Below are 24,335 nucleotides of genomic sequence, written 5' to 3'. Positions count from 1 at the left end.
AACGGCAGCGGTAGGCCGTTTAGATTTTGCCTACGAGGTCCAGAGACGGGGCAAGTGTCTCTTCGCCTTCCTTCCATTTAGCCGGGCATACTTCGTTCGGGTTCTCGCGAACGTACTGGGCAGCCTTCACTTTGCGCAGTAGCTCTTCAGCGTTACGGCCGATGTTGCCAGCGTTGATTTCGACGATTTGAATTTTGCCGTCGGGATCAACCACGAAGGTACCACGCTCTGCAAGACCTGCTTCTTCAATCAATACCTCGAAGTTGCGAGAGATTTGTAGGGTCGGGTCAGCAATCATCGGGTACTGCAGCTTGCCGATGGTCTCAGAGCTGTCGTGCCAAGCTTTGTGAGTAAAGTGGGTGTCAGTCGACACGCTGTAGATTTCAACACCAAGCTTTTGAAATTCAGCGTAGTTGTCAGCCAAGTCGCCTAGCTCTGTCGGGCAAACAAAGGTGAAATCGGCAGGATAAAAGAAGAAAACAGACCACTTACCTTGCAAGTCTGCTTCAGTGACGTCGATAAATTCGCCATTCAGGTAGGCAGTCGCTTTAAAAGGTTTTACTTCAGTATTGATCAAGGACATTCCGAACGTCTCCAAAATAAGTGAGTGGCAGTGAAAAGTTGCTGCTCATGGTAACCAACTACGACCAATAGCTAAAATTGTAAAAATGCATCCGAGAAATAGCATGAGACTATTAGTGCGTGTTTTTGACAGTTGGCTACCCTACAAGTGGGGTCGCATTAAGCCGAATACAAGAATTTTCCACATGGGCTTGCGATAGATGTCGCTGCATCGCAAAATTCGCTTATCTGGCAGAGCAGCCACAGCTGTTTTTAATGTTTTAGCGTAAGCTTGACGTTTGAGAATGACTTGGCATTTAACGAAACATTCTTAGCGATATCGGTTTTAAATAAGGAGTAGTGGGATGGGCAATATTCACAAACTTTCAGTGGCCGTTACGGCCCTCTCTCTTGCCGTAGCGGCTGCTAATGCTCAAGCGAATGAAGTGCGAGTTTACAACTGGTCCGATTATATCGCTCCTGAAACACTAGAAAAGTTTACCGAGCGCACCGGTATTGAAGTGACCTATGATGTTTATGACAGTAATGAAATATTAGACGCTGCGCTTTTGTCTGGCCGTTCTGGCTACGATGTTGTGGTTCCTTCTACTTATTATTTTACCCGCCAGGTGAAGGCCGGTGTTTTTCAGCCGCTCAATCATGAGTTGCTGCCTAATTTAGATAACCTCAATCCTGAATTGATGGCTAGCCTGGAAGAGATTGATTCGGGTAGCGAATACTCGGTGCCCTATATGTGGGGTACCAACGGCATTGGTTATAATGTTGACCGTGTGACAGACATTTTAGGCGATGACGCGCCACTGAATAGCTGGGCGCTGCTCTTTGATCCTGAAATTACCGCCGCGTTGAGCGAGGCCGGCTGTGGGCTGTCGATGTTGGATTCTGCCGATGAAATGCTGTCGCCCGCCATGGCCTATCTAGGGTTTGATCCGCGCAGTGAAAATATCGAAGACCTGGAAGCTGCTGGTGAACTGATTGCCAGTGTTCGTGATGACATAACCTATTTCCACTCTTCTCGTTACGTTTCCGATTTAGCGAACGGTGACATTTGTGTGGCCGCAGGCTATTCCGGCGATGTTTTTCAGGCGGCTGATCGTGCCGAAGAAGCTGGCCGTGACTTCAAGATTGGCTACAGCATTCCCAAAGAGGGGGCTGCACTGTGGTTTGATATGATGGCAGTGCCCGCTGATGCGCCGAATTCTGAAAATGCCCACGCCTTCATTAACTTTATTCTGGATCCGGAAATCGCCGCCGAAATAACCGAGTACGTGCGTTATGCCAACCCTAATGCGGCGGCTAATGAGTATCTCTCTGATGAGATTGTCAATGATCCGGCTATTTACCCTGAAGCCGAGGTGATGGAAAACCTCTATTTGCAGGCTGAAAAGCCTCAAGACGTTCTGCGCGCACGTACGCGCATCTGGAACCGCGTCAAATCAGGTCGTTAATTTAGTCATCGCCTAACAGCGAGCCAAGCGAATGCTGGGCTCGCTGTTACTTTTTTAACGCCCGGTTTCCGGGCCTTTTGATGGGAGTGGCGAATGGTCACTACGCCCCTGTCGAACGAGCCGTCATCCTCTCCTGCGGTCACTTCTCCCGCCACTCAGCGCGCTCAGGGAAAAACGCCAAGGTTTGCAGAAGATAGTGTGCTTGAGGTAAAGCGCTTAAGTAAGCGTTTCGACGATGCGCTTGCGGTCGATGATGTTAATTTGCAGGTAAAGCGCGGCGAAATTTTCGCCTTGCTAGGTGGGTCAGGATCAGGCAAGTCGACATTGTTGCGGATGTTGGCGGGGTTTGAAACGCCCAGTGAAGGGCGGATTCTGCTAGGCGGCGAAGATATCACCTCGATGCCGCCGCATAAGCGTCAAATCAATATGATGTTTCAATCCTACGCGTTATTCCCTCACATGACGGTAGCGCAAAACATCGCTTTTGGGCTCAAGCAGGACAAGCTAGCTAAGGCCGACGTTGATGCCCGTGTCGCACAGATGCTCAAGCTAGTGCATATGGAGCGTTTTGCTAAGCGTAAACCGCATCAGCTTTCTGGCGGCCAGCGCCAACGGGTAGCGCTTGCTCGTTCGCTGGCCAAACGTCCCAAGTTGCTGTTGCTGGATGAGCCGATGGGGGCGTTGGATAAAAAGCTGCGTACGGAGATGCAGCTCGAGGTTGTTGAGATCATTGAGCAGGTGGGGGTGACCTGCATCATGGTGACTCATGATCAAGAAGAAGCCATGACCATGGCCGACCGCGTGGCGATTATGGCCGATGGTTGGATAGAGCAGGTGGGCTCACCGGTCGATATTTATGAAAGTCCGGCCAGCCGAATGGTGGCGGAATTTGTCGGTACGGTGAATCTATTCGAAGGTGAAATCGTCGAAGACGCTGCGGACCACTGTCGCATTGCATCACCGGCACTATCTCGGCCGATCTATATTGATCATGGTATTACGACCCAGGCGGTAGATCGCCGGGTGTGGGCTGCGCTGCGCCCTGAGAAAATCTGGCTAACCCGTGAGCAGCCATCCGCAGAGTACAACTGGGAGGCGGGCAAGGTTGATGATATAGCTTACTTGGGTGGCTACTCGCTTTACTACGTGCGTACTGCCTCCGGGCAAATGATCAAAGTGAGTATGGCCAATACCGAGCGGCGGGGGGATCGCCCAACCTGGGAGGATAGTGTTTATGTCTATTGGGAAGACCATAGCGCTATCGTACTGAATCGCTAATGCCTCAGTGGCTGACAGGAGATCGTCTATCGTGATGCCATCTCGCATTGCAGGCTTCGTAAAGCGGTTGCAGTTAGGTCGTCGTGCAGTTATCGCACTACCGCTTTTGTGGCTTACGCTGTTCTTTTTATTGCCGTTTGCGCTGGTCTTAAAGATCAGCCTTTCGCAAGCAGCAATTGCTATACCACCCTATGGGCCGTTGGTTGAGTATGCTGACCAAACGCTCAATATTTTCTTGAATCTGGGCAACTATTTGTTTTTGTTGTCTGATTCTCTCTATGTGGCGGCCTACTGGGGCTCGATAAAAACCGCGTTTGTAGCGACAGCAGTATGCTTGTTGATTGGCTATCCGATGGCCTATGCGATGGCCCGTGCGCCGGGGCGCTGGCAGCTTATTTTGCTGCTGTTGGTAATGCTGCCGTCGTGGACGTCGTTTTTGATTCGCGTCTATGCATGGATGGGTATTTTAAGTAATAGCGGATTAATCAATAACGTACTGTTGGGAATGGGACTGATCGACTCCCCGCTACGCATGATGAACACCCAGTTTGCTGTCATTATCGGCATTGTTTATGCCTATCTGCCGTTTATGGTGTTGCCGCTTTATGCCCATCTAACGCGGTTGGATAACTCGCTGCTAGAAGCGGCGTCCGATTTGGGTTCGCGCAAGCTTAATACCTTTATCAAAGTCACGCTGCCGCTCTCTATGGGCGGAATCATCGCGGGCTCTATGCTGGTATTTATTCCTGCCGTCGGTGAGTTTGTGATCCCTGAATTGCTCGGGGGACCGGATACGCTGATGATTGGTAAAGTGTTGTGGGAAGAGTTCTTCTTGAACCGCGACTGGCCTGTGGCTTCGGCGTTAGCCATGGTAATGCTATTGCTGCTGTTAATTCCCATTGTGCTGTTCCATCGCTACCAGTCACGGGAGCTTGAATAATGATGAGACTGGATAGACGCCCACGCTTTACCTCCGTGATGTTAGTGTTGGGGCTGCTGTTTCTTTATTTGCCGATGGTGGTGTTGGTGGTTTACTCCTTCAATGCCTCGCGGTTAGTGACGGTGTGGGCAGGGTTCTCGACACAATGGTACGGCGAACTATTTCGCGATCAACAGATCCTGTCAGCGGTTTGGACCAGTCTGAAAATTGCCTTTTTTGCCGCTAGCATGGCGGTATGTTTAGGTACAGTGGCCGCTTTTGTAATGACGCGTTATGGCCATTTTCGCGGTAAGACGGCATTGTCGAGTATGGTTACCGCGCCGCTGGTAATGCCGGAAGTTATTACGGGGCTGTCGCTACTATTGCTATTCGTGCAGATGGCTCAACTGATTGGTTGGCCGGCTGATCGTGGTATGGCGACTATCTGGATTGCTCATACAACGTTTTGCAGTGCGTATGTCGCGGTGGTTGTGGCAGCCCGCTTGCGTGAAATTGATCGCTCTATCGAAGAAGCTGCCATGGATTTGGGCTCGCCACCGGTGAAGACCTTCTTCTTTATTACGCTGCCTGTTATTTCGCCTGCCTTAGCAGCGGGGTGGTTGCTGGCATTCACGCTGTCACTAGATGACTTGGTTATTGCCAGCTTCGTCTCTGGCCCCGGTGCCAACACCTTGCCAATGGTGGTGTTTTCGTCGGTGCGGATGGGGGTGTCGCCTAAGATCAATGCGCTGGCTACGCTGATTATTCTGGCCGTATCGCTGACGACGCTATTGGCGTGGTTCTTTATGCGTCGGGGTGAAGCAAAACGAAAAGCACTGCTGCGACAAGCCGAGAGTGCTTAGCGACGGGCGCTAAAGCACATCGTCGTCTCGCCCGGTGAGCACAGCTTCTAGCTCACCGGTTATTAGCGAGACCATGATGTGTAATTGAATCGGGGCACAGCACTGGTGGCAATCCTCCCAGGTATCGTGGCTACCTTGGGAGGTGTCGATAAGAAACGTGAGTGGTGTATCGCAGTAGGGGCAGTAAAAGTCATAATTGACTAGCGCGTCATCCTGCATGGCTATTTCCCCTTAATGTGATCGCTAGCGCCCTTTTATCGGAAAGCTCTGAAAATGAGTAACTGTGACGATAATAGTGTAGCAGTGACCTTGTCCGGTAGGACATGTAAGTAATGAATCAGGTAGGATAATAACGTATTCCTTAAAGCCACCTAGAGATGAGTGCGATGATGATACGACACATGGCAGTAGCGGCCTTCTTGGCCTTCCCGATGGTCGCTCAGGCGGAAACCCCTAACGTTACGCCTGGCGAGTGGGAGTTTGTCAGCGTGACCAGCATGAGTGGCGACATGCAAATTCCGGATCAAACCCAGACTGAGCGTCAGTGCATCACCCAAGAGGAGTTGGATAGCGCTGAGTTTGGCTTTATTGAAGAGGAAGAGGGCTGCGAGCTGCTGAGCCAGGATATGAATGCCGATGGCCTTTCCTACAGCATGATTTGCCGTGCCGATGGCGGTGAAGCGACCATTGATGGCGAAATGCGTTTTATGGGTGAGCAAATCGAAGGCAATGTGGATATATTCACTCAATCGCCGATGGGCGAGCTGAACATGAATACGGTCATTGAAGGCGAGCGTATTGGTAACTGCGATTAAGATGACAGTTAGCGTATTTTCATGATCGACAAAAGGCGCCTGTGTGGCGCCTTTTGCATAGTGCGAAGATGGCTTTATGACGTTGCGTAATGGCTCATGTTAGCGCTCTGGGGTATTCAGCGGCGTATGATGAGCAATAGGAGCGCTGGCTATCTCCTTTTCTAATTGACGTTTAACTGCCCCAGGTGAGCCCGAGTAACGCGCAAGCAGGTCGTAGGCTACCGGGACGACAAACAGCGTAAATACAGTCGCAGAGCCAACACCCGCCATAATAACGGTGCCAATAACGAGCCGAGATTCCGCGCCCGGGCCGCTTGATAATATCAGTGGTATCGCACCCGCCATCGTAGTGACTGCGGTCATTAAAATTGGCCGTAAGCGTGTTACTGATGCTTCAATTAAAGCAGAGCGAAACGCCTGACCTTCATCGCGTAGCTGGTTGGCAAACTCAACAATCAGAATGCCATTCTTAGCGGCAAGACCAATCAGTAGTACTAAGCCTACTTGGCTATAGATATTGAGTGACTGGCCGCTAAGCAGCAAGGCAAGCAGGGCGCCAACCATGGCTAGTGGGACGGTCAGCATGATCACAAACGGGTGAATTAAGCTTTCAAACTGGGCCGCAAGCACTAAATAAACCACCACGGCACCGAGCACTAATAAGAACATGGTAGCGCCACTGGCCTGTTGAAAGTCGCGGGAAGGCCCGGCAAAGTTCGTTTGTACCTCTTCAGGCAATACATTGTCGGCAGCTTGTTGCAAGTATTCCAATGCTTCACCAAGGGGGTAACCATCGGCTAGATTGGCTTCAATCGTAATAGCGCGAACACGGTCAAAACGGTTCAGCGTACTAGCACCAGCGAAGTCAGAGAGCGTTACCAAGCTGGCTAGAGGGATCAGTTCTCCTGAGCGAGCAGAGCGGACTTGAATATTGTTTAGCGCAGCAGGGCTATTTTGACCGCTGCGGTCACCTTCAAGGATGACATCGTACTCTTCCCCGTCATCTACATAGCGGGTGACGTTACGCCCACCAAGCAGCACTTCCAGCGTCCGACCTATCTCTGTAACCGTGACGCCCAACGCTGCAGCGCGCTCATAATTGATATCCACGCGTAACTGGGGCTGGGTCTCATCATAATTACTTTCGATAGCAGTAATACGCGGGTTGTTTTCACGAACATGAGTAATCAACATATCCCGCCAACGTGCTAAATCTTCGTAGGTACCGCCTCCGAGCACGAATTGCACGGGTTTTTGAGTGCGCTGCCCAAAACCTTGCCTCATCACTGGAAAAGCCTGAACACCTGGCAATGTTCGTAGCTGCTGACGAATATCGGCCATGATTTCCCAAGCGCTACGGCGGCTTCCCCAATCAGCCATGTTGACGATAATAAAACCGCTGTTGAAATTTTCGATATTACCAAAGCCACGTGGTGCTCGAACCACGATTCGTTCAAGCTCTCCATTGTCCACCAAAGGCGTTAACCTGGCCTCTATCTCATCCATATAGTCCATCATATAGTCAAACGTTGCGCCTTCTGGGCCGTTGACAAGGACAATGAAATTGCCACGATCTTCTTGCGGGGTGTATTCATTGGGCAGTGCGGTTGCCAGCCAGGCGGTAGCGGCAATCAACAAGAAAAACAGGGCAACGACCAGCCATTTTAATGTGAGTACGATTTCTAATGCGCGCTGGTAATAACGCTGGGTGCCCGTCAGCAGCCACTGAACGGCTTGACCAATTCGGCTATCATGCATGCCTGGCTTAAGAATCTTAGAAGCCATCATTGGGGTGAGGGTAAGGGCTAGCAGGGTTGAGACAACAACCGCTGCTGCCATGGTAAGTGCGAACTCTGAAAATAGCCGACCAATATCCCCCTGCAGCATGCTGAGGGGAACGAAGACCGCCACTAACACCAGCGTGGTAGCAATCACCGCGAAAGCGATTTGCCGTGTGCCTCGAAATGCTGCGACCAGAGGTGTTTCTCCGTAGTCGTGCATGCGTCGATTGATATTTTCAAGTACTACAATCGCGTCATCAACAATTAACCCAATCGCCAACACCAGCGCCAATAGCGTGAGTAGGTTAATCGAAAAATTCATAGCGGCCAGGGCGGTAAATGCCCCAATAACGGCAATCGGCACTGTCACGGCAGGTACTAGTGTGGTGCGCAGATTGCCTAAAAACATAAACATCACCACAATAACTAGCCCCATGGCGATAAACAGCGTCATCACTACTTGTTCGATAGCGCCTGAAACGAATACTGAGGCATCATAGTTAAGGCTGAGTGACATCCCCTCCGGCAGGGTGCCTTGAAGCCGCTCAAGTTCTTGTCGAACGGCTTTCGATAGCTCCACTACGTTAGCCGTTGATTGCATGATCATGCCTAGCCCCACCATCGGGACGCCATTGGCACGAAACACCGTTCGGTCTTCTACTGAGCCTATCTCGACACGTGCTACATCGCCCAGGCGTACTAGATAACCGTTACTGCCTTCAATTAAAGCAATCTGCTTAAAATCATCCGCGGTCGCGAAGCTGCGCGGCAAACGGACAATAAATTGGCGATCTTCGGATTCAATTGAGCCCGCTGGCAACTCAACGTTCTCAGCACGTAGAGCATCCTCAATATCACCGACGGTTAGCCCCCGTGCGGCGAGCGCATTGCGGTCTAGCCAAACGCGCATCGCGTAGTCGCGTCCACCACCCACGCGCACCCTTGCCACGCCGGGTTGTACCGAAAGGCTGTCTACCAGAAAGCGGTTGGCATAATCGGTCAGTTCAGTAATCGAGTAATCTGCCCCCGAGAGACTTAGCCACACGACAATCGTCTCACTACTGTCGGCTTTAGTGACCTCTGGGTTATCGGCATCATCAGGAAGGTTGCGCAGTGCTCCTGAAATGCGATCGCGGATATCGTTGGCGGCAGCATTGATATCCATAGTGATGGCGAACTCGATTTCAATCCGCGAACGACCATCCTCGCTTTGTGACGTTATTAGCTCAATACCCTCCACGCCGGCGATGCGGTCTTCGAGCACTTGGGTAATGCGGGTCTCTACAACGCTTGCTGATGCGCCAGGATAGCGGGTGTCAATACTAACGATAGGCGGATCAACCGTTGGGTATTCTTGCAAGGGCAGTCGGTTGAGAGCCAGTAAACCAAACGCGATAATCAGTGTGGCGATCACCATCGCCAGCACTGGCCGCTGAACTGAAATGTCGGATAAGCGCATTAACGATCAGCCTCCAGTAGCGTGCGAATATCCGCTTCTTCATCAGCGATACCGAGTAGTCTGACTTGCTGGCCATCTCGAGCGAGTTGTAATCCGTGAATCACGATTAGGTCGCCTGCACTGATACCATCCAGTACCTCTACTTGACCAATCCGTCGTTCGCCAATGGTGACTTCTCGCCGTTCTAATCGATAGCTGCCGTCCTGTTGGTTGATTAACATCACAAAGTGACGGTTGCCACTGGGTTCGATCGCCGCTTCAGGAAGTACAAGCGTATCGCGGATGCGTTGTTGAACCACGACCTCCATTAACATACCTGGCCGCAGACGAAGCCCAGGGTTTACCATTTCGGCGCGAACGTTAACACTGCGGGTGATAGGGTCAATGCGAGTGCCAATGCTAGAGATCTCACCACTGAACACCTCGTCAGGGAAGGCCGCCGTCGTAGCACTAAGCTTTAGGCCGTTGGACAAACGTCCTAAAAATACTTCAGGTACGGTAAAGTCGAGCTTCATGACATCCAGCTTATCAAGCGTGACAAGCTCCATGCCGGGCGTCACTAGTGCGCCGATGCTAACGTTACGAAAGCCAACCCGTCCGCTAAAAGGGGCATGTAAGCGATAATTTGACAACCTAGCCTCTAACGCTTGTGCATCGGCTTGTGATTGACGTAAACGTGCCTGAGAATCCTCTACGTCAGCCCGCGGGGCAAGGCTGCGTTGTTGCAGCTGGGTGGCTCGGTCTAGCGCATTACGGCGTTCTTCATTAAGGGCTTGCGCCGCCCTTAACTGAGCCTGTTCTTCAGCATCTTCTAAACGAATTAATAGCCTTCCGCGCTCTACTTGTTCGCCATCTTCAAAATTGATCTCGGCAATTGTGTCGGTCACTGTGGCGGAAAGTGTCACGCTCTCATCAGCACTTAGTGTCCCTAACGCCTCAAGCGGATCAGACCACGCAGTTATGGCCGCGTAGTGCCCAATAACAGGAGGGGGAGACTGTGCCAAAAGGGGGCTCACCCATAATAGGGTCAACAGCCAAAAGAAACAGATACGTTTACAAGCAAGCATTAGCGTCTCAGTGTTATCAAAAAGGCCTAGTAATACCATTTAGGGTAGCGCCGCGTTAGAGGGCGAAAGAGTGAGTAATGGTATTTTGTTAAGTAGGTATACGTAGTTTGTACAATTGCTTTTGAATGTACAGTAATCTTGAGCCGTTTACCTGTTAAAATGCCCCTCATTTTTTCATCCTGGGAGCCTGATTTTATGGTCTACGACGTCGTCGTCATTGGTGCCGGAGCCGCTGGTTTAATGTGCGCGGCTCAAGCGGGTTACGCAGGGCGTCGTGTACTGTTAGTGGACCATGCCAACAAGGCGGGCAAAAAAATATTGATGTCTGGAGGAGGACGCTGCAATTTTACCAATCTTGCAACTACGCCTCAGAACTTTTATTCGGAAAATCCGTATTTTTGCATTTCCGCATTAAAGCGTTACCGTCCTGAGCATTTTGTATCGTTGATAGAGCGGCATGGTGTTGACTATGTGGAGAAAGCCCCAGGCCAGCTCTTTTGTGCGAGCTCCGCTAAAGACATTGTTAATGTCCTACTCACCGAGTGTGAATGGGCCGGCGTCGAGGTATCGCTCAGCACGTCAATTTCTAGGCTGGAGCGAATGGGGGATAGCATGCGCTTAGCCACGTCGTTGGGAAGCATCGACGCGGGTACGGTAGTGATTGCGACGGGAGGACTTTCGATACCCACGATGGGGGCGACAGGGTTTGGTTATGATATTGCCCGTCAGTTTGGCTTAGATGTTCTGCCCACTCGCCCAGGTTTGGTGCCGTTTACCTTAAGCGATAGCTGGAAAGAGCGTACAGCAGCACTTTCTGGGGTCAGTGTGCCATGCGAAGTTAGCTGCAATGGGAAACGCTATATAGAGCCAATGCTATTTACTCATCGTGGCCTATCAGGCCCATCGATGCTGCAAATTTCCAGCGTTTGGCAACCTGGCGACGCGATCACTATTAATTTACTGCCAACTGAAGATGCCGCTGACGTATTACGCTATGCACGGCATGCGACCCCTAAGCGTCTGCTGTCCACTTGGCTGGGAGAGCGTTTTCCAAAGCGCTTTGCCCAAGCGTTGCTAGAGTGGTACCCAGACGCCAATCTTACCAGTCCTATGGCTGAGTACAGCAATGATGCGCTTGATCACTGGGCGCAGCGGCTAAACCAGTGGCAGCTAAAACCGTCAGGTACAGAAGGGTGGCGAACAGCTGAGGTAACCATGGGTGGGGTAAGTACGGAAGCGATTTCATCAAAAACATTTGCCGTGAAAGATTTACCACAGCTTAGGTTTATCGGTGAAGTACTCGATGTGACGGGGGAATTGGGGGGGTACAACTTTCAGTGGGCTTGGGCAAGTGGTGTCGCTTGTGGGCAGGCGTGCTGATAAGTCTCAAAAACTGGGCCATCAATACGTAAAGCATTCAAACTTTGCGTTTATAAAAAATGGCCCAGCGTCGTTCTCAGAAAATATCGCTAGTAACTCGCTAGCTAGCCACTTTCGCTAGCAGCTTCAGTTTTCTTATCAACATGTAGCTAGCCAATGCTTTTCTGCCAACCGCCATCGCGCCACCTGGATGGCGCAAAATACGCAACGCGGCGATGCCACCAACCACATACAAAGGTACTTTAAGGCTGCGCCAGTTCTTGTCTAGCGGAGAGGCTGCCTTGGTAAGTGTATCGCTATCAACCAATATATCGATACGCTGTTGCTCTAGTTCAGCTAACAAGGCAGCTTTGCGCTCCGCTCGGCTGGGAGGCTTATTGACGATGTTGGGTTGAGTCATCCTCATTTACCTCCAACAAGGCTCGGTCAGCGGAGAGTTGCTTAAGCGTTTCTTTTAACAGCGTATGCTGCTTGGCTTGGCGGATAGCAATAACGGCGAGTAAAAAACTTAAGGTCATAAGAACGCCTGCGCTTACGCCAATCGCAGTCAGCCGATAGGTGTCCCAAAACATTACTACTACCAGCGCGGTAAGTGTCGCGACGCCCAACAGCAGCAGTAACAGGCTAGCTCCCGCTAACAAAAGCAGGGTTAATAAACGAGCACGCTCCTCTTCTAATTCCAAAACCGCCAAACGAAGCCGGGTCTCACCATTAGCGACTAATGATCTCAGCAGACGTTTGGCGGCAGAGAAAACGCGTTGTGTTGGCCCTAAAGCCATTAGCGACGACCGAGAAGCATACCCACCACTAGACCTGCTGCGGCACCAATACCAATACTAGTCCAGGGGTTTTCGTGCACGTAGCGGTCACAGCAATCAGCTTGCTGAGAGAGCGTTTCACGAGTGTCTTCGTAAAGTCGTTCGCCGCGAGCTTCTAGGCGTGCTCGAGTGTCTTTCAGGCGCTTTTCGGCACGCTCACGAAGATCACGCATCTCGCCACTTGCATCTTTTGACGTGGCATTCATCAACTCTTCTACGGTTTCACTCAGGTGGCGGAGATCTTCCTTCAACTGGTCAGCACGAGCAGAGGTATCAGTAGTACGTTTAGCCATAATGTCATCCTTTGACGAGTGAATATGAAAAAGTGTCAACTCCAGCATAGCAGCCGTTAACCATAAGACAACCTTAGGCGCTATCGGTTCAGCCCTGACGTACTGAACAAGGGGTTTAAGCTAAAGCCGATGCTGAGACGATGCACGCGGTTATTGTAGTCAATCATGCTCTCTCCGTAGCCGTAGTAGTACTGTAGATGAGCACGCACATTGTTAAACGCAGGCCAGCTGTAGTCTATTTGAGTGCCATAGTTTCCCGCGCTGGGGTTGCCACGCAGCTGCCCCGCGACCTCATGGTTGCCATTGAGTTGTTTTGCCAGACGGATATCGCCATAACCGACAAAGCGCTCAATATCTGGGTTGTCATCGTCGCCGTCGGACTCAGGTACTCGCCAGTGGGGCGCGAGAGAAAGTGCCCAGTCACCGCGTTGGAATGTGCTTTCCAAATAAACTCGGTTCCAGCTGCGTGAGAGTGGGTCTGAACGGCCGTTAGACTGATGAATAAAGGACAGGCGATTGCGTGTATTTACCCAGCCTAATGCGCTCCAGGCGTTATCAAAATCAATAAAAACTTCAGGTTCGTAGTTGGTTTCCCGGAAGGGGGAAGAAGCATCGGTATTATAGGCCTGCCACCAGCTACGTTGCGTGTAGGCGAAATAGACATCGCCAATGTCGCCAAACACATTCTCTGCGAGGTTGAATTTAGCGCTAAACTGAAATTTCATCTCGACGTCGTTAGGCGTGGAGTCTGCGGAAATGCTACGAAAGTTTGCGCTGTTCTGGTTGGTGCTATAGCTAATCGGGAAAAGATAATTGGTCCGGTGAGTGGTAATCGCAAACGGATTGCGTGATGACTCCTGCTCAAATTGACGGCGTTCGTTGAGATCCTCAAGCGCGACCTCTTCCGGAAGCAGATTGGGGCGGGTCGTTGATTCGCTTTCTGTAGGATCTTCAACCTGTTGCAGCTGTTGTCGCAACTGATAAAGTTCGCTACTGAGTGCGCGGATGCGGGCCTCGATTTCTTCTCGTGATTCGGCGACGGCACTTTCAGTGCCTAGCAATACAATAAAACTAACTAGCAACAGTTTTCGAATGACCATCAAAATGGCTCGCAAATTAATAAAGGGCAGTTATCAGGTTCTCTTCTATACACGCCCATCGCGTAAGTCAACTCCTCTTGCCCACCAAACGCGTTAGATTGCGTCAGAAGCCGGAACGTCTGACAATGGCGGTCTTCCTGGTTGGAGTTGTATCCATGTCGATGAGGCATACTTAACGTGGTCAAAAATGCACTGAAGGCACTCCTCAAGCTCTTCTTTATTTATCTATTACTTACGACTGCTAGTGCCGTATACGCGCAGGCTGCGTTGCTTGAACAGGTTCCTTCTGAGGAGCAGTTATCTGAGCGATTAGCAGAGCTCGAGTCCCAAGAAAGCGAGCTAACCACCGAGCAAACTCAGGTCAAAGAAGCGTTGACGGCTGCGCTACAAGGCTATGAACGCCTGCATGCGGTTGAAGACCGCATTGAGGCATTAGAGCAACGGGTTGTCCAAGCGCCCGAAATATTGCTTCGCCTAGAGCGTGAGCTAAACGAAGCGGAAGAGCAAAGCCGACAGTTCTCGGTGGATAACCTTAGTGATATGCCACTGAATCAGCTGGAAGCGCAGCAAGCAGAAGCCGTCGTGGAGCTTCAGCGGCTTCAAAGCCAATTAGCGGAAGTTAACTCTCAGCTATTGGCCACGCAGACACTGCCTGAGCGCGCTCAGCAAGCAATTTCAGATGCGTTACAGCGCACTGAAAGTTTACGCCGTCAATCTGATGAGCGAGAAGCCCTATTGGGAGATCGGCAACTATCGGCACGCCACGATGCACAGTTGATTCAGTGGCGCATTGAGCGAGCCCTCGCTGAGCAAGAAGTGAACCTTAATCAGCGTGAACTAAGTGCCAATAGTCGGCTGCGTGAGTTGGCTCAGGAGCGCCGAGAACTCATTGAGCTGCAAATAGACCAGCAGGAGCAGCAGCTTAATTTATTGCAAGGCGTTATTGATCGCCAGCGGCGGCTACAATCTGAGCAGGCAATTGCTGATGCCGCCAAGAATGACCCGCTGATCGCTGAAGGGCACCCTGTGGTGCTTAATGCTCAACAAACGAACCAAGCGCTAAGCCTTGAGCTGTTGCGAACCACGGACAGGGCGAATGGCATTATACGTGAGAATATTGAAGCCCAGCGTCAGTTGGATCATGTACGGCAGCTTCAACGTAGCCTGAACGAACAAATTGATGCTATTCGCGGTAGCCAATTACTGTCGCGTATTCTTCGAGAACAGCGCCAGTCGTTACCTTTTGTCGCGCCAAGGCGTGATTTACAAGATGAAATTGCCGATTTGCGTCTCAAGCAGTTCGACTTGATTCGACAGCGTGACCAGTTGCGCCAAAGTGACCGCTTGGCGACCCAACGCTTGCAGGAAGCTGGGGTTGAAGTCACGCCTGGGTTGGTGGACTCCCTAACGCGTCTCTTCCAGTCTCGGCGTGAATTGGTAGAGCAGCTTGAACAATCTTACGGTAGCTTGCTGAGTGCCGCTATTGAGCTTCAACTTAATCAACAACAGCTATTTGCGACGACGCGAGATTTACGGGCGACGATTGATGAACAGCTATTCTGGGTAGCTAATAGCCGCCCTCTAGATTTAAATTGGCTACGACAAATTCCCCAAAACCTTCAACTGGAGTGGCGAGAAGGTGAGTGGCGGGCCGTTTTGCCTTCGCAGTGGAAAGGTTTTTCTTGGAAAATGCTGATTGGCACGCCATTTATTTTACTTGGCGTGGTGCTGGTTGGGTTGCGCCGACGAATTAAATCACAGCTTGCGCTTATTCACTCACAAATTGGTCGACTGAAAAGCGACACTCAACTGCATACCTCCAAAGCGGTGCTGTTAAATGCTCTGCTTGCGTTACCAGGACCATTAGGGTTGGCAGGTATTGGCATCGGTCTAAGTGAAGCTGAAGGAGCCTTGGCAAACAGCGTTTCGCCAGCGCTGCTGCAACTGGCGCTTAGTTGGGCTGTCGTGGCTTGGGGCCGGCGACTCCTCGTTCAAGACGGGGTTGCTGAGCGCCATTTTACCTGGGCACCTGCTTATACAGCGCGGTTGCGTAAGCTGCTGGGTGGTTTTGGCGTGGCATTAGCGCCCGTGGTCGTTATTGCCGCGCTCTCTGGACAAATGGAAACCCCATTGGCGATGCGCCCGGTGGCGATAGGACTTTTTGCCGTAGGCTTAGTGGCCATGAGCTGGTGGCTGGCACTATTAATCCTAGCCCATGTGCCATTTTTCGGTGTGCGGCTCTTTCGGCTGGTATTAGGTCTTGCGATGGCTTCGGTGCCATTAGTACTCCTTGGCCTGGTGGCGTGGGGCTATGAATATACGGCGTTGCGGCTGGTCGCTCGTTTTGCCATCACCCTTTACCTGTTGGGCTTGTGGGTCGTCGTTGAGGCTACTGTCGTACGTAGTTTAGCCGTTGCAGCGCGGCGGCTAGCTTATCGACGTGCGCTCGCCAGGCGTCGTGCCCAAGTACAAGAAGGCGCAGAAGGTGGGCTAGAAGTCGTTGAAGAGCCACCGCTGGATATGGAGAAAATTAACTCTCAGTCGTTACGCTTATCCAAATTGATTTTGTTGATTGGCTTCAGTGCCTTGTTGTACCTAGTGTGGTCAGACCTGCTGGCGGTACTGAGCTATCTAGATCAAGTGTCAATATGGGATGCGGAAGAGGGTGACTTGGTCGGAGATGCACTATCGATTTCCGATGTATTTACCTCGCTACTTGTAATTGCCATTACGTTTATTATGGCGCGTAACTTGCCTGGTTTATTGGAAGTGATGGTGCTTTCACGCTTGTCATTAAAGCAGGGCAGTGCTTATGCCATTAGCTCGCTACTTTCTTATACCATTGTTGGTACTGGCGTCGTGATGGCGTTGGCCACGCTGGGCGTTTCCTGGAATAAATTGCAGTGGCTGGTGGCCGCGCTGAGCGTGGGGTTAGGTTTTGGTCTTCAGGAAATATTTGCTAACTTTATTTCTGGCTTGATCATTCTGTTTGAACGCCCAATTCGCATTGGCGACACTATCACGTTAGGTAATCTTCATGGCACGGTTAGCCGGATTCGCATCCGAGCCACCACCGTGACCGATTTTGACCGAAAAGAAATTATCATTCCGAACAAAACCTTTGTGACGGATCAGCTCATCAACTGGTCACTTTCGGATAACGTGACCCGCGTGGTGCTGACATACGGCGTTGCTCATGGGTCTGATCTGCCTTTAGTGCATACATTGCTGCGCCAGGCTGCCGACGAAAATGAGCGGGTATTAGAAGACCCAGAACCACAGGTTTTCTGCCTCAACTATGGGCCGCACAGCCTGAATTTTGAGCTGCGCATTTTCGTTAACGACTTGCTTGATCGCCTGTTTGCTGCTGACGAAGTGAACTGCCGGATTGACGAGCTGTTCCGTGAGGCGGGCGTTAGGGTGGCCTTCGAGCAGATGGACGTGTGGCTGCACCGTGACCGAGGTGAATCAGTTAAAGTACAGTCAGCTAACCGGCTGCCTCCTGCTAACCTAACCTAAGTTTTAAATTAATGGCTGGGTTAGCAGCGGAGGTGAGTGCTTGTGTTTAAGTGCTTATGTTTAAGTACTTATGTTTAAGTACTTGTGTTTAAGTACTGGTTTTTAAACGCTTGGTTGTTCCTGTTTGGTGGCGAACAGTAAAAACTCCCGATTACCGTCACCACCGGTAATCGGGCTTTCCTGCCAGTGGCTAATGATCAAGCCACACTCTGTGCAAGCATCGCGTATCTTTTGTTCTACCTCTGCATAGCGGCTAGCGTTACGCACAATGCCGTGCTTATCCAGTGCGCCTGGGTCTAACTCAAACTGTGGCTTTACCAATGAGAGCAGTTGCCCCCCAGCGGGGAGCAGAGCAGCGATTTCAGCTAAAATCAGGGTTTGCGAGATGAACGAAACGTCCATGACGGCTAGGTCGATAGGGTATTGAGCCACGACGTGTTGAAGGGCTGTCGCTGAGGCCATATGACGAGCATTTAAGCCTTCTAAACACGTGACCCTTGGGTCATTACGTAAGCACTCGGCCAATTGGCTATGGCCGACTTCAACTCCGATAACATGCCGGGCGCCAAATTGAAGCGAGCAATCGGTAAATCCCCCCGTTGACTGACCAACGTCTAACACAACGTACCCTTCCAGGCGCATGTTTAGAGCGTTAAGAACGCCCTCTAATTTTAATCCTGCACGGGAAACGTAACGCTCCTCTGGGTCTTCATCAATCTGAAGCGGAGTATCCAGCGGCCATTTTTCGGATGGTTTTGCGAGTGGCGTGCCATCTTGAAGAAACACGCGCCCATTGCGAATTAATCGCTGCGCGCGGGTGCGTGAACTGGCTAGCCCTTGGCTGACCAGCAATTGGTCTAATCGTGTTAGTTGAGTCATTGTCGTCAATATGGCGGTTATTAAACGCTGCTAGCGTGTCTCGCTACGGCGTGTGTGGTCCTTTGTCGGCCTGCAGCTCGGTGGGGGGTAAGCGGCTAGCTCCCCAACTGCGATGCAGGTAGCCTTTTACAGACTCAAGCTCTTCTTGCGTTACCGTGGCCAGCTCGCCACGCTCCAACGGATCGTAGTGGTAAATATATAACCGAGAGGTGAACTGTGCGAAGGGGAGTGAGGCTTCGCCAAAGCGTTCTCCATTACCTGAGGTGCTAACTTTCACGCCGTCTCCCCAGTCTTGGCCGCTGTCGTTATTGGGGTTGTAAAAATAGATTCTCATGACATCGTTGGGATCTAGCGAGGCGCGCAAAATGGTAATTGCATGCCAACCAATAAACCGGGCAGCACTGTCAGTGACGGCAATGCCAGCAGGCTGAGGGTGAATCAGCGGCTGGTTGCCATTGTAGTAAGGGTGATAGCTGGCGTAGAAGTGACGAATAAAGTTATCTACACCGCTAAGTTGGCCGGAGGCGACATCAACGTTGATGCTAAAGCCACGACCTGACCACCACCCGTGAAACTCTGGATTAACCCAGCGATGGGGATCACCTTCGCGGCCAATGCAGCGCCTACCCATCTCAGCGTAAATACGGTCAAGATGGGGGACCACGATCAACGAGGCTGGGTCGAGATCCATCGGCAGCTCGGAGGCAACGCCTGAGGCGCTTTCCATTGAAGAGATTGGCTGACCCTCGAAATGCATAATGATTTCATCATCACGCGCAGCCCAGGCCACCATTTGCAGCAGATAGTCAGGGTCGTTATAAGCCCACATGGAAAGTGCTCTCGCTGACTGGCAGGTCGGGTTATTACCTTGTCCTACGCCGAGCGGCAGACCTAACATGCAGAGCACGCCTTCAATTAAACGTGCACGGGGGGATGCATCCTCACCATAGGCCAGATTTAAGCGTGCTTCTGACCACTCTGAAAGCTTTAGATTTAACTGCCGCCACATTGCTGGCGCAACCGGAGGCTGATAGAGAATGCCTCGCTCAAGTAGCAGTGCCAAGCCATACACCGCTTGGGCTGTGGCGGGATAAACACCCCCGCGAATCAGCGCATGGACTAGCTCGCGATAGCAGAGTAGACAGTCACGCCCCGTCGACGAGAGGCCTAGAGCCTCTGATAGAAGGTGGTCGCTCTCTTCGAGTAAATAGCGCATCAGTATCGTGTGATAGGGCGATACCAGCCCTGTGTCATGCATTGCACGAGCGAAGCCAGTGGCTTCAGCTTGCAAAGCCGCGCTATCCATACGCTCCAGTCGTTCACGATACACCGCAATGCCTGGGTCTTCGCGACACGCTTGGGTGGGCCCGAAAAGCGAGCTAACTAGCCTGTCAGCTCCCTGGCCACTTGCTCCCAAATCAATGGCTGGATTAATTTGGCATAACGCAATTTGGGTGATCATCTGTTTAATGGCATCAACTTGAATAGGGCGCTGTTTTAGAATGCGCCATATCTCATCAATTAGCTGATCAATAACATGTTCATAGCCGATGCGGTCGGCTAAGTGTTGGAATAGTTGCCTGGGAATCGTCGCTAATCGGCCCTGGGTTTCCCGTTCGGCTTCGCTAGGTGCGTTAAATAACAGCCACAGATTAATGGCCATTACTTGGGTTAAATAGTGGTGTGCATGCTCTTGGGATACCAGCGCATGCAAGTATTCACCTTTGGCGACTGCTAAAAGTCGCAGCTCACTCAGCGCCTCAATAACGACCACATTGGCGTCAGGGCTTTTCAACGAGAACGTAGTGAGGGTGGGGACTAGGAACTGTGGGGTTTCCCAGTCTGAGCCTGCAAACACGCCGGCGGATTCAAAATCTGCTGCACGCGCTTCGAGGGCAGCGCAGCCTCCCTCCTGCATCAAGAGTCGGCGCGCAGTATCCATTATGCGGGGCAGTTTCGCCGGTTTAGAAAAGGCAGGCGCCTGCGAAAGCAGGCGCACCGCATCATCAAATTTGCTCAGCAGTCCTTTGAGCTTGCCATCTTCTTCAGTTGAAGATGCCTCTTGATCGTTCGTCACATTGACTCCTTATCCCAGCTGTAGCGGGGATTATACATAGAAGTCGAGGTCTTCTTGGCGTTTAAGCAGATCACGGAGCGTGTGTGCGTCTTCGCCTTTAAAATAGACCAAGCCCCAGTGGGTACCAAATGCCGTACGTTTAGTGACGGTTTCTTCAAGCGGTGATGTCAGCTCGTGGGATTCAAAATAGGCGTGATCCTCTGTTTCTTCAGGAATCTCCAAGCGGCTAACAACCCGGCGGCGGGGATAAACGCCGAAGCAGCCCGCGAACCCATCAGCGTCGACCACTTCTTTGGGAAAGAAGGCGGCGACTTCTTCTTTTGTGCTTTTAGGATCGAATACCAGCATTGATGCCTGATAGGCGTTAAATCCATACACCCGCTCAAGAAGTTCGAAGACTTTAAAGCCGGGTGGGCGGTAAGCGACTTCGCCAAAGTACATTTCACCGTCGCTGGTGACAAAGTACTCGGGGTGAATGAGGCCGAATTCAATATCAAACGCTTTGATCAGCTTTTCGATTTGTGCCGTAATTTGTTCGCGGTATTTTTCAAGCTCTGGAGACGCGGGCACAAATACTGAGTAGCCAAGAGTGACGTACTCTGAAATATTCAAGAAAGCGATTTTTCCATCGTGAATCCACGCTTCAACGGCGAATTCCCAGCCGTCTAAGTGAGACTCCATCAGCACAGGAAACTCTTCGTCGGGAATCGTATCGACTTCATCCGGTGTGCGGATAACGCGGTGGCCAAGACAGCCAGCCTTATCGAACGCCTTCAGGTGGATAGGGTCGTTGGGGTCGCCATCCAGCTTGAGTAGTGTCTGATTAACGCGTTTTAGAAAGCGTACTACGTCATCTTTATCGTGGGCTTCTTCGAAAATACCCACGCGAATGCCGCCAAGCTGGGCGCGGCGTTTCATCAATGCTTTGTCGCGAAGCAGCAGCGATTGACCGTAAATACGTGGATTGTCGAGCAGCACTGAGTTAATAGCGCCTGCCCACTCAACGGTTTCCTCGTAAAGCGGGATAGCGACGTCAACGCCTTTTTCTTTCAACGTTTCAGCAATTTCGAGAGAGCGGTCGTTGAGACGCTCAAAATTCCAGGGAACGTAGGGAATATCATGTTTCTGGCAGTACTCCTCGGCCCAGTCGGGTGCAACCACGATATAGCGGCGGTCAAAATTCTCAGCCGCTTCAATCGCATTGAGGCTCCAACCTAACAGGGCGATATAGCCCTTATTGGGATCCTTTTGCATGTCAGTGACTCCTGTGGGTGAGTGAATAAAGTTGCCATACCACTTACTTCACCATACACGATAGGGTCATCCGTCGGCTAATTAGCAGCCACTGAAGGTGGAAATAGCCAAAAATAAGCCCTTTTGAGGATGGCATACTAAAGAGCAAACCCCTGAGTATGTTAGGCTAGGCGCCTTAACATTATGTTCAAGTGGCAAGAGGAATAGGCCAAGATGGCGGCCAAGCCGATCTACCGTGTGGTGGTTCACCAGCAGGGTGAAATATGGGATTTATACGTCAGAGAAATCTTTCAAAGCGAACTCTGGGGCTTTATTGAAGTCGAGGAGTTTGTCTTTGACGATGCGTCGCGGGTTGTTGTTGATCCAGGGGCAGAAAAGCTACAGCGTACCTTTGAAGGTGTTAAGCGCAGTTATCTGCCGCTTAATGCCATTGTGCGTATTGATGAAGTGGAACGTGAAGGCCCTTTGAAAGCAGTTAAAAGCGATGCTCGCGTCGCAGAGTTTCCTCGTCCCTTTCCATTGCCGCCTCGTGGAGAAGGGTAAGCGCCTAGACAAGCGCACCGCTTTGAGCGATACGCGCGACGGCTTCGTCTGCCTCGCGCGTTTTTACAATCAGGACATGACGTTATGCAAGTAAATAAACTTCGTAGTAGTTGTTACGCCGCTGCCGTTGGCGTGTTGTTGAGTATCGGGGGAACCCCAGCATTTGCCCAGTCTGATAACCAAGCTTGGGTAAGTGACGAGTTAAGCACGTATGTGCGCAGTGGTCCCACCGATGGTTATCGCATTGTGGGAACATTAAAGGCAGGTGAGCAGGTCGAGGTGCTGGAAACAAGCGGTGATTATACGCGTGTACGCAGCAATAGCGGCGATACGGTGTGGGTGCTCAGTAGCGAGCTGCAGCAAGACCCGAGTGCCCGCCAACAGTTACCCATACTACAAGCCCAAGTCGATGAGCTTACCCAAGAATTGGATGGTATTAACGATACTTGGGAGCAGCGCATTTCTTCCATGACGGAAACACTCGATATCCGTGAAAAGCGGATCGTCGAATTGGAAGCGCGTAACCACGATCTTGATAGTGAAGCAGAGCAGTCTCGCCAGCAGGTGCGTGCATTGCAGGCGCGTCTAGAGACCCAGGAAGAAGATCTGCTGATGCGCTATTTCATGTACGGCGGTGGAGTTGCTGGCGCTGGGTTATTAGTTGGGCTGATTGTTCCTCATTTGCCGCGTCGTCGTAAAAAGAGAGACCGCTGGTTTTAAGCGACGTAAACAAACCAGCGTTACGTGTAAATTTCGAGTACGAGGTGGCCGCAATGGAAAACCCCTGGCGTCAACGTTGGCAAGAGGGACGTATTGGCTTTCATTTGTCCGATACCCACCCAGCGCTTGCCCAGTACTGGCCTACGCTTAATGTGACGCCTGGAGCCAAAGTGCTTGTGCCGCTATGCGGAAAAAGTTTGGATATGCGTTGGCTAGCAGATGAAGGCCATCCGGTATTGGGTATTGAGTTGGCTCCTGAAGCAATAGAGCAGTTCCTGGCTCAGCGCAATGCGAGTGTGTCGCGCTATACCCAGGCAGGCTTTAATGTCTCACGCCAGGGTAGTGTTGAATTGTGGTGCGGCGATTTTTTTCACTTGCACATCAAGCAGGCAGCAGAAGTGGGCGCGTTTTATGACCGAGCTTCATTAATTGCACTGCCGCCGGCTACCCGTGAGCGCTATGCCTTCCACCTTGCCCAATTAGTGCCGCCTGGTGCTAAAGGGCTGTTAGTGGGGTTAACCCACGATGACCACAATGCAGGTCCGCCTTACAGTGTGCCCAACAGTGAGATTGAGCATTTGTTTATGCCCAACTTCCGTGTTGAATTGGTTGAGAACAGAGAGGCTGATGAACGGGGCCGCAGCGAAAGCGTTTGGGTGCTGGAGCGCCGAGGCCCGCACGTATAGCTGTCTCTGTTAAAAGCTATGTTTGCTGATAGCTGTGCTTGCTGATAAGCGTGTTTGCTAATAGCTGTGTTTTTATCGCGTTGTCTGTAACGACATCTGCCCGCGAAGCGGGCAGATATTCTCAGAATACGCTATCAGGATAAAACGGTTTAGCGAGCGAGTAAGCGGCCCAGTTCTGGGTCACTAAACGCACGGTTTAAACCATCACTTAACAAATCGTTTAGCATGCGTGCATTGGCATCTTCGCCGGGCTTAATGGCATAGCCTTGGGTGCGTCGCGAGGTGTAAGTGCCGGTATATGTCGTGCCTTTGTTCTGAGCGATCGCTCTGAAAACCCCTTCAATACGCGCTTCGTCGATCAGCGGTTGGCCGCTTCCACCTTTGGCATAGTTAAGACCAGCGAGTTCAAGAGTAATACTCGGGCGGCCTTGGGCTGCATCGCGAGTAGGAGTGAACCCCATATCGCGCACAGCGCGCTCAGCTTCGGCTTGCAACTGCGGAATGAGCTCATGGCTACTCACGGTGATCTGCGCGGTAGACATATTGCCACCTGAGCGTGTTCCAATCACTTCGCTTTCCCTGGCATCAGTCGCTATCACGGTGACTTGCTGACCAGAGCCTGTCTGCGGCACGCTGGCGCTGCGTTCTGGGCTTAGCTGTAGATACTGAGGGCTAGCGCAGGCCGCTAGCAAAACACTGGTAAGCAGCGCACCAGAGAGGTGTAAAAAATGGCGCCGACGCATGGTCTTCCTCCGCAATGGCTAAAACGTCAGTATAACGCGGGTAGTGTGCTGGCGGTATGTTCTGGTGGTTGGGTTATTCTGTCGCTTTCAACGCCATGTCGTGATGCGATT

The 24,335-nt window shown here is 51.5% G+C and carries 22 protein-coding genes; 10 read left to right on the top strand and 12 right to left on the bottom strand.

The features are described from left to right. Window positions 1-19: 19 nt before the first annotated feature. A complete protein-coding gene (gene ahpC / locus HVE01_RS16910) occupies window positions 20-583 on the bottom strand; it encodes an alkyl hydroperoxide reductase subunit C (RefSeq protein ID WP_125746718.1) in 564 nt (187 codons plus the stop codon). Window positions 584-926: 343 nt separating this feature from the next. Here ahpC and HVE01_RS16905 point away from each other — a divergent pair, with 343 nt between their 5' ends. The 4 genes from HVE01_RS16905 (at window position 927) to HVE01_RS16890 (ending at window position 5,090) form a co-directional block, all read left to right on the top strand. Further along, a complete protein-coding gene (locus HVE01_RS16905) occupies window positions 927-2,030 on the top strand; it encodes a polyamine ABC transporter substrate-binding protein (RefSeq protein ID WP_125746720.1) in 1,104 nt (367 codons plus the stop codon). A 93-nt stretch (window positions 2,031-2,123) separates the two neighbouring features. After that, the gene (locus HVE01_RS16900) at window positions 2,124-3,308 is read left to right on the top strand and encodes an ABC transporter ATP-binding protein (protein WP_146945168.1); all 1,185 of its coding nucleotides are present in this window, start codon (window positions 2,124-2,126) and stop codon (window positions 3,306-3,308) included. A gap of 34 nt (window positions 3,309-3,342) precedes the next feature. Further along, entirely contained in the window at window positions 3,343-4,248 is a 906-nt protein-coding gene (locus HVE01_RS16895) for an ABC transporter permease subunit (RefSeq protein WP_213017628.1), read from the top strand. After that, entirely contained in the window at window positions 4,248-5,090 is an 843-nt protein-coding gene (locus HVE01_RS16890; RefSeq protein WP_125746726.1) for an ABC transporter permease subunit, read from the top strand. Before HVE01_RS16895 ends, HVE01_RS16890 begins: the two co-directional genes overlap by 1 nt. Window positions 5,091-5,099: 9 nt before the next feature. Here HVE01_RS16890 and HVE01_RS16885 read toward each other — a convergent pair whose 3' ends face one another. Further along, complete coding sequence (locus HVE01_RS16885) at window positions 5,100-5,309, bottom strand: zinc ribbon domain-containing protein (RefSeq protein WP_125746728.1); 210 nt, start codon at window positions 5,307-5,309, stop codon at window positions 5,100-5,102. A gap of 167 nt (window positions 5,310-5,476) precedes the next feature. Between HVE01_RS16885 and HVE01_RS16880 the strand changes: the two genes are divergently transcribed. Beyond that, window positions 5,477-5,905 carry a DUF3617 domain-containing protein gene (locus HVE01_RS16880; RefSeq protein ID WP_186808866.1) on the top strand — a complete coding sequence of 143 codons (429 nt, stop codon included), beginning with the start codon at window positions 5,477-5,479 and terminating at the stop codon, window positions 5,903-5,905. Window positions 5,906-6,004: 99 nt separating this feature from the next. Here the strand turns inward: HVE01_RS16880 and HVE01_RS16875 are convergent, their stop codons facing one another. Further along, window positions 6,005-9,145, bottom strand: a complete 3,141-nt coding sequence (locus tag HVE01_RS16875; RefSeq protein ID WP_125746730.1) for an efflux RND transporter permease subunit — start codon at window positions 9,143-9,145, stop codon at window positions 6,005-6,007. After that, window positions 9,145-10,212, bottom strand: a complete 1,068-nt coding sequence (locus tag HVE01_RS16870; RefSeq protein ID WP_146945166.1) for an efflux RND transporter periplasmic adaptor subunit — start codon at window positions 10,210-10,212, stop codon at window positions 9,145-9,147. Before HVE01_RS16870 ends, HVE01_RS16875 begins: the two co-directional genes overlap by 1 nt. A 195-nt stretch (window positions 10,213-10,407) precedes the next feature. Between HVE01_RS16870 and HVE01_RS16865 the strand changes: the two genes are divergently transcribed. Continuing rightward, window positions 10,408-11,592, top strand: coding sequence for a BaiN/RdsA family NAD(P)/FAD-dependent oxidoreductase (locus HVE01_RS16865; protein WP_146945165.1), 1,185 nt, complete (start codon window positions 10,408-10,410; stop codon window positions 11,590-11,592). A 100-nt stretch (window positions 11,593-11,692) separates the two neighbouring features. Here the strand turns inward: HVE01_RS16865 and HVE01_RS16860 are convergent, their stop codons facing one another. The 4 genes from HVE01_RS16860 to HVE01_RS16845 form a co-directional block, all read right to left on the bottom strand. Further along, window positions 11,693-11,992: a YqjK family protein gene (locus HVE01_RS16860; RefSeq protein ID WP_125746733.1), complete on the bottom strand. Its 300-nt coding sequence runs from the start codon at window positions 11,990-11,992 to the stop codon at window positions 11,693-11,695. Next, on the bottom strand, window positions 11,967-12,371 hold the full coding sequence (locus tag HVE01_RS16855) for a phage holin family protein (RefSeq protein WP_125746735.1): 405 nt from the start codon (window positions 12,369-12,371) through the stop codon (window positions 11,967-11,969). The genes HVE01_RS16860 and HVE01_RS16855 overlap by 26 nt, the downstream gene beginning before the upstream one ends. Next, window positions 12,371-12,703, bottom strand: coding sequence for an ElaB/YgaM/YqjD family protein (locus tag HVE01_RS16850; protein WP_125746737.1), 333 nt, complete (start codon window positions 12,701-12,703; stop codon window positions 12,371-12,373). Before HVE01_RS16850 ends, HVE01_RS16855 begins: the two co-directional genes overlap by 1 nt. Window positions 12,704-12,783: 80 nt before the next feature. Beyond that, complete coding sequence (locus HVE01_RS16845) at window positions 12,784-13,803, bottom strand: phospholipase A (protein ID WP_146945164.1); 1,020 nt, start codon at window positions 13,801-13,803, stop codon at window positions 12,784-12,786. Between the two features lie 219 nt (window positions 13,804-14,022). Between HVE01_RS16845 and mscK the strand changes: the two genes are divergently transcribed. Continuing rightward, window positions 14,023-17,322, top strand: a complete 3,300-nt coding sequence (gene mscK, locus HVE01_RS16840; protein WP_372374281.1) for a mechanosensitive channel MscK — start codon at window positions 14,023-14,025, stop codon at window positions 17,320-17,322. 102 nt (window positions 17,323-17,424) lie between these two features. Here the strand turns inward: mscK and HVE01_RS16835 are convergent, their stop codons facing one another. Genes HVE01_RS16835 through HVE01_RS16825 form a run of 3 tightly spaced genes read right to left on the bottom strand, consistent with a single transcriptional unit; the run spans window position 17,425 to window position 21,532 of the window. Further along, entirely contained in the window at window positions 17,425-18,201 is a 777-nt protein-coding gene (locus HVE01_RS16835) for a TlyA family RNA methyltransferase (RefSeq protein ID WP_146945163.1), read from the bottom strand. A 43-nt stretch (window positions 18,202-18,244) separates the two neighbouring features. After that, entirely contained in the window at window positions 18,245-20,278 is a 2,034-nt protein-coding gene (locus HVE01_RS16830; protein WP_146945162.1) for a hypothetical protein, read from the bottom strand. 30 nt (window positions 20,279-20,308) lie between these two features. Then, window positions 20,309-21,532, bottom strand: coding sequence for an ATP-grasp domain-containing protein (locus tag HVE01_RS16825; protein WP_125746747.1), 1,224 nt, complete (start codon window positions 21,530-21,532; stop codon window positions 20,309-20,311). A gap of 213 nt (window positions 21,533-21,745) precedes the next feature. Here HVE01_RS16825 and HVE01_RS16820 point away from each other — a divergent pair, with 213 nt between their 5' ends. The 3 genes from HVE01_RS16820 to HVE01_RS16810 all read left to right on the top strand — a co-directional run bounded on the left by HVE01_RS16820 (window position 21,746) and on the right by HVE01_RS16810 (window position 23,481). Then, window positions 21,746-22,075, top strand: coding sequence for a DUF1820 family protein (locus HVE01_RS16820; protein WP_009100748.1), 330 nt, complete (start codon window positions 21,746-21,748; stop codon window positions 22,073-22,075). Between the two features lie 84 nt (window positions 22,076-22,159). After that, on the top strand, window positions 22,160-22,795 hold the full coding sequence (locus HVE01_RS16815; protein WP_125746749.1) for a TIGR04211 family SH3 domain-containing protein: 636 nt from the start codon (window positions 22,160-22,162) through the stop codon (window positions 22,793-22,795). A gap of 53 nt (window positions 22,796-22,848) precedes the next feature. After that, a complete protein-coding gene (locus HVE01_RS16810; protein ID WP_146945161.1) occupies window positions 22,849-23,481 on the top strand; it encodes a thiopurine S-methyltransferase in 633 nt (210 codons plus the stop codon). Between the two features lie 149 nt (window positions 23,482-23,630). Here the strand turns inward: HVE01_RS16810 and HVE01_RS16805 are convergent, their stop codons facing one another. Beyond that, a complete protein-coding gene (locus tag HVE01_RS16805; protein WP_125746753.1) occupies window positions 23,631-24,224 on the bottom strand; it encodes a YajG family lipoprotein in 594 nt (197 codons plus the stop codon). Window positions 24,225-24,335: the final 111 nt, after the last annotated feature.

This window comes from Vreelandella venusta (genome assembly GCF_007989605.1).
Taxonomy (GTDB): Bacteria; Pseudomonadota; Gammaproteobacteria; order Pseudomonadales; family Halomonadaceae; genus Vreelandella; species Vreelandella venusta.
The sequence above is the reverse complement of the archived record's forward strand: the minus strand, read 5'-3'. Positions and strand labels throughout refer to the sequence as shown.

Excerpts from the sequence above, each read along its gene's own strand:
- ahpC (WP_125746718.1), bottom strand. The coding sequence starts at position 583 with ATGTCCTTGATCAATACTGAAGTAAAACCTTTTAAAGCGACTGCCTAC.
- HVE01_RS16905 (WP_125746720.1), top strand. The coding sequence starts at position 927 with ATGGGCAATATTCACAAACTTTCAGTGGCCGTTACGGCCCTCTCTCTT.
- HVE01_RS16900 (WP_146945168.1), top strand. The coding sequence starts at position 2,124 with ATGGTCACTACGCCCCTGTCGAACGAGCCGTCATCCTCTCCTGCGGTC.
- HVE01_RS16895 (WP_213017628.1), top strand. The coding sequence starts at position 3,343 with ATGCCATCTCGCATTGCAGGCTTCGTAAAGCGGTTGCAGTTAGGTCGT.
- HVE01_RS16890 (WP_125746726.1), top strand. The coding sequence starts at position 4,248 with ATGATGAGACTGGATAGACGCCCACGCTTTACCTCCGTGATGTTAGTG.
- HVE01_RS16885 (WP_125746728.1), bottom strand. The coding sequence starts at position 5,309 with ATGCAGGATGACGCGCTAGTCAATTATGACTTTTACTGCCCCTACTGC.
- HVE01_RS16880 (WP_186808866.1), top strand. The coding sequence starts at position 5,477 with ATGATGATACGACACATGGCAGTAGCGGCCTTCTTGGCCTTCCCGATG.
- HVE01_RS16875 (WP_125746730.1), bottom strand. The coding sequence starts at position 9,145 with ATGCGCTTATCCGACATTTCAGTTCAGCGGCCAGTGCTGGCGATGGTG.
- HVE01_RS16870 (WP_146945166.1), bottom strand. The coding sequence starts at position 10,212 with ATGCTTGCTTGTAAACGTATCTGTTTCTTTTGGCTGTTGACCCTATTA.
- HVE01_RS16865 (WP_146945165.1), top strand. The coding sequence starts at position 10,408 with ATGGTCTACGACGTCGTCGTCATTGGTGCCGGAGCCGCTGGTTTAATG.
- HVE01_RS16860 (WP_125746733.1), bottom strand. The coding sequence starts at position 11,992 with ATGACTCAACCCAACATCGTCAATAAGCCTCCCAGCCGAGCGGAGCGC.
- HVE01_RS16855 (WP_125746735.1), bottom strand. The coding sequence starts at position 12,371 with ATGGCTTTAGGGCCAACACAACGCGTTTTCTCTGCCGCCAAACGTCTG.
- HVE01_RS16850 (WP_125746737.1), bottom strand. The coding sequence starts at position 12,703 with ATGGCTAAACGTACTACTGATACCTCTGCTCGTGCTGACCAGTTGAAG.
- HVE01_RS16845 (WP_146945164.1), bottom strand. The coding sequence starts at position 13,803 with ATGGTCATTCGAAAACTGTTGCTAGTTAGTTTTATTGTATTGCTAGGC.
- HVE01_RS16835 (WP_146945163.1), bottom strand. The coding sequence starts at position 18,201 with ATGACTCAACTAACACGATTAGACCAATTGCTGGTCAGCCAAGGGCTA.
- HVE01_RS16825 (WP_125746747.1), bottom strand. The coding sequence starts at position 21,532 with ATGCAAAAGGATCCCAATAAGGGCTATATCGCCCTGTTAGGTTGGAGC.
- HVE01_RS16820 (WP_009100748.1), top strand. The coding sequence starts at position 21,746 with ATGGCGGCCAAGCCGATCTACCGTGTGGTGGTTCACCAGCAGGGTGAA.
- HVE01_RS16815 (WP_125746749.1), top strand. The coding sequence starts at position 22,160 with ATGCAAGTAAATAAACTTCGTAGTAGTTGTTACGCCGCTGCCGTTGGC.
- HVE01_RS16810 (WP_146945161.1), top strand. The coding sequence starts at position 22,849 with ATGGAAAACCCCTGGCGTCAACGTTGGCAAGAGGGACGTATTGGCTTT.
- HVE01_RS16805 (WP_125746753.1), bottom strand. The coding sequence starts at position 24,224 with ATGCGTCGGCGCCATTTTTTACACCTCTCTGGTGCGCTGCTTACCAGT.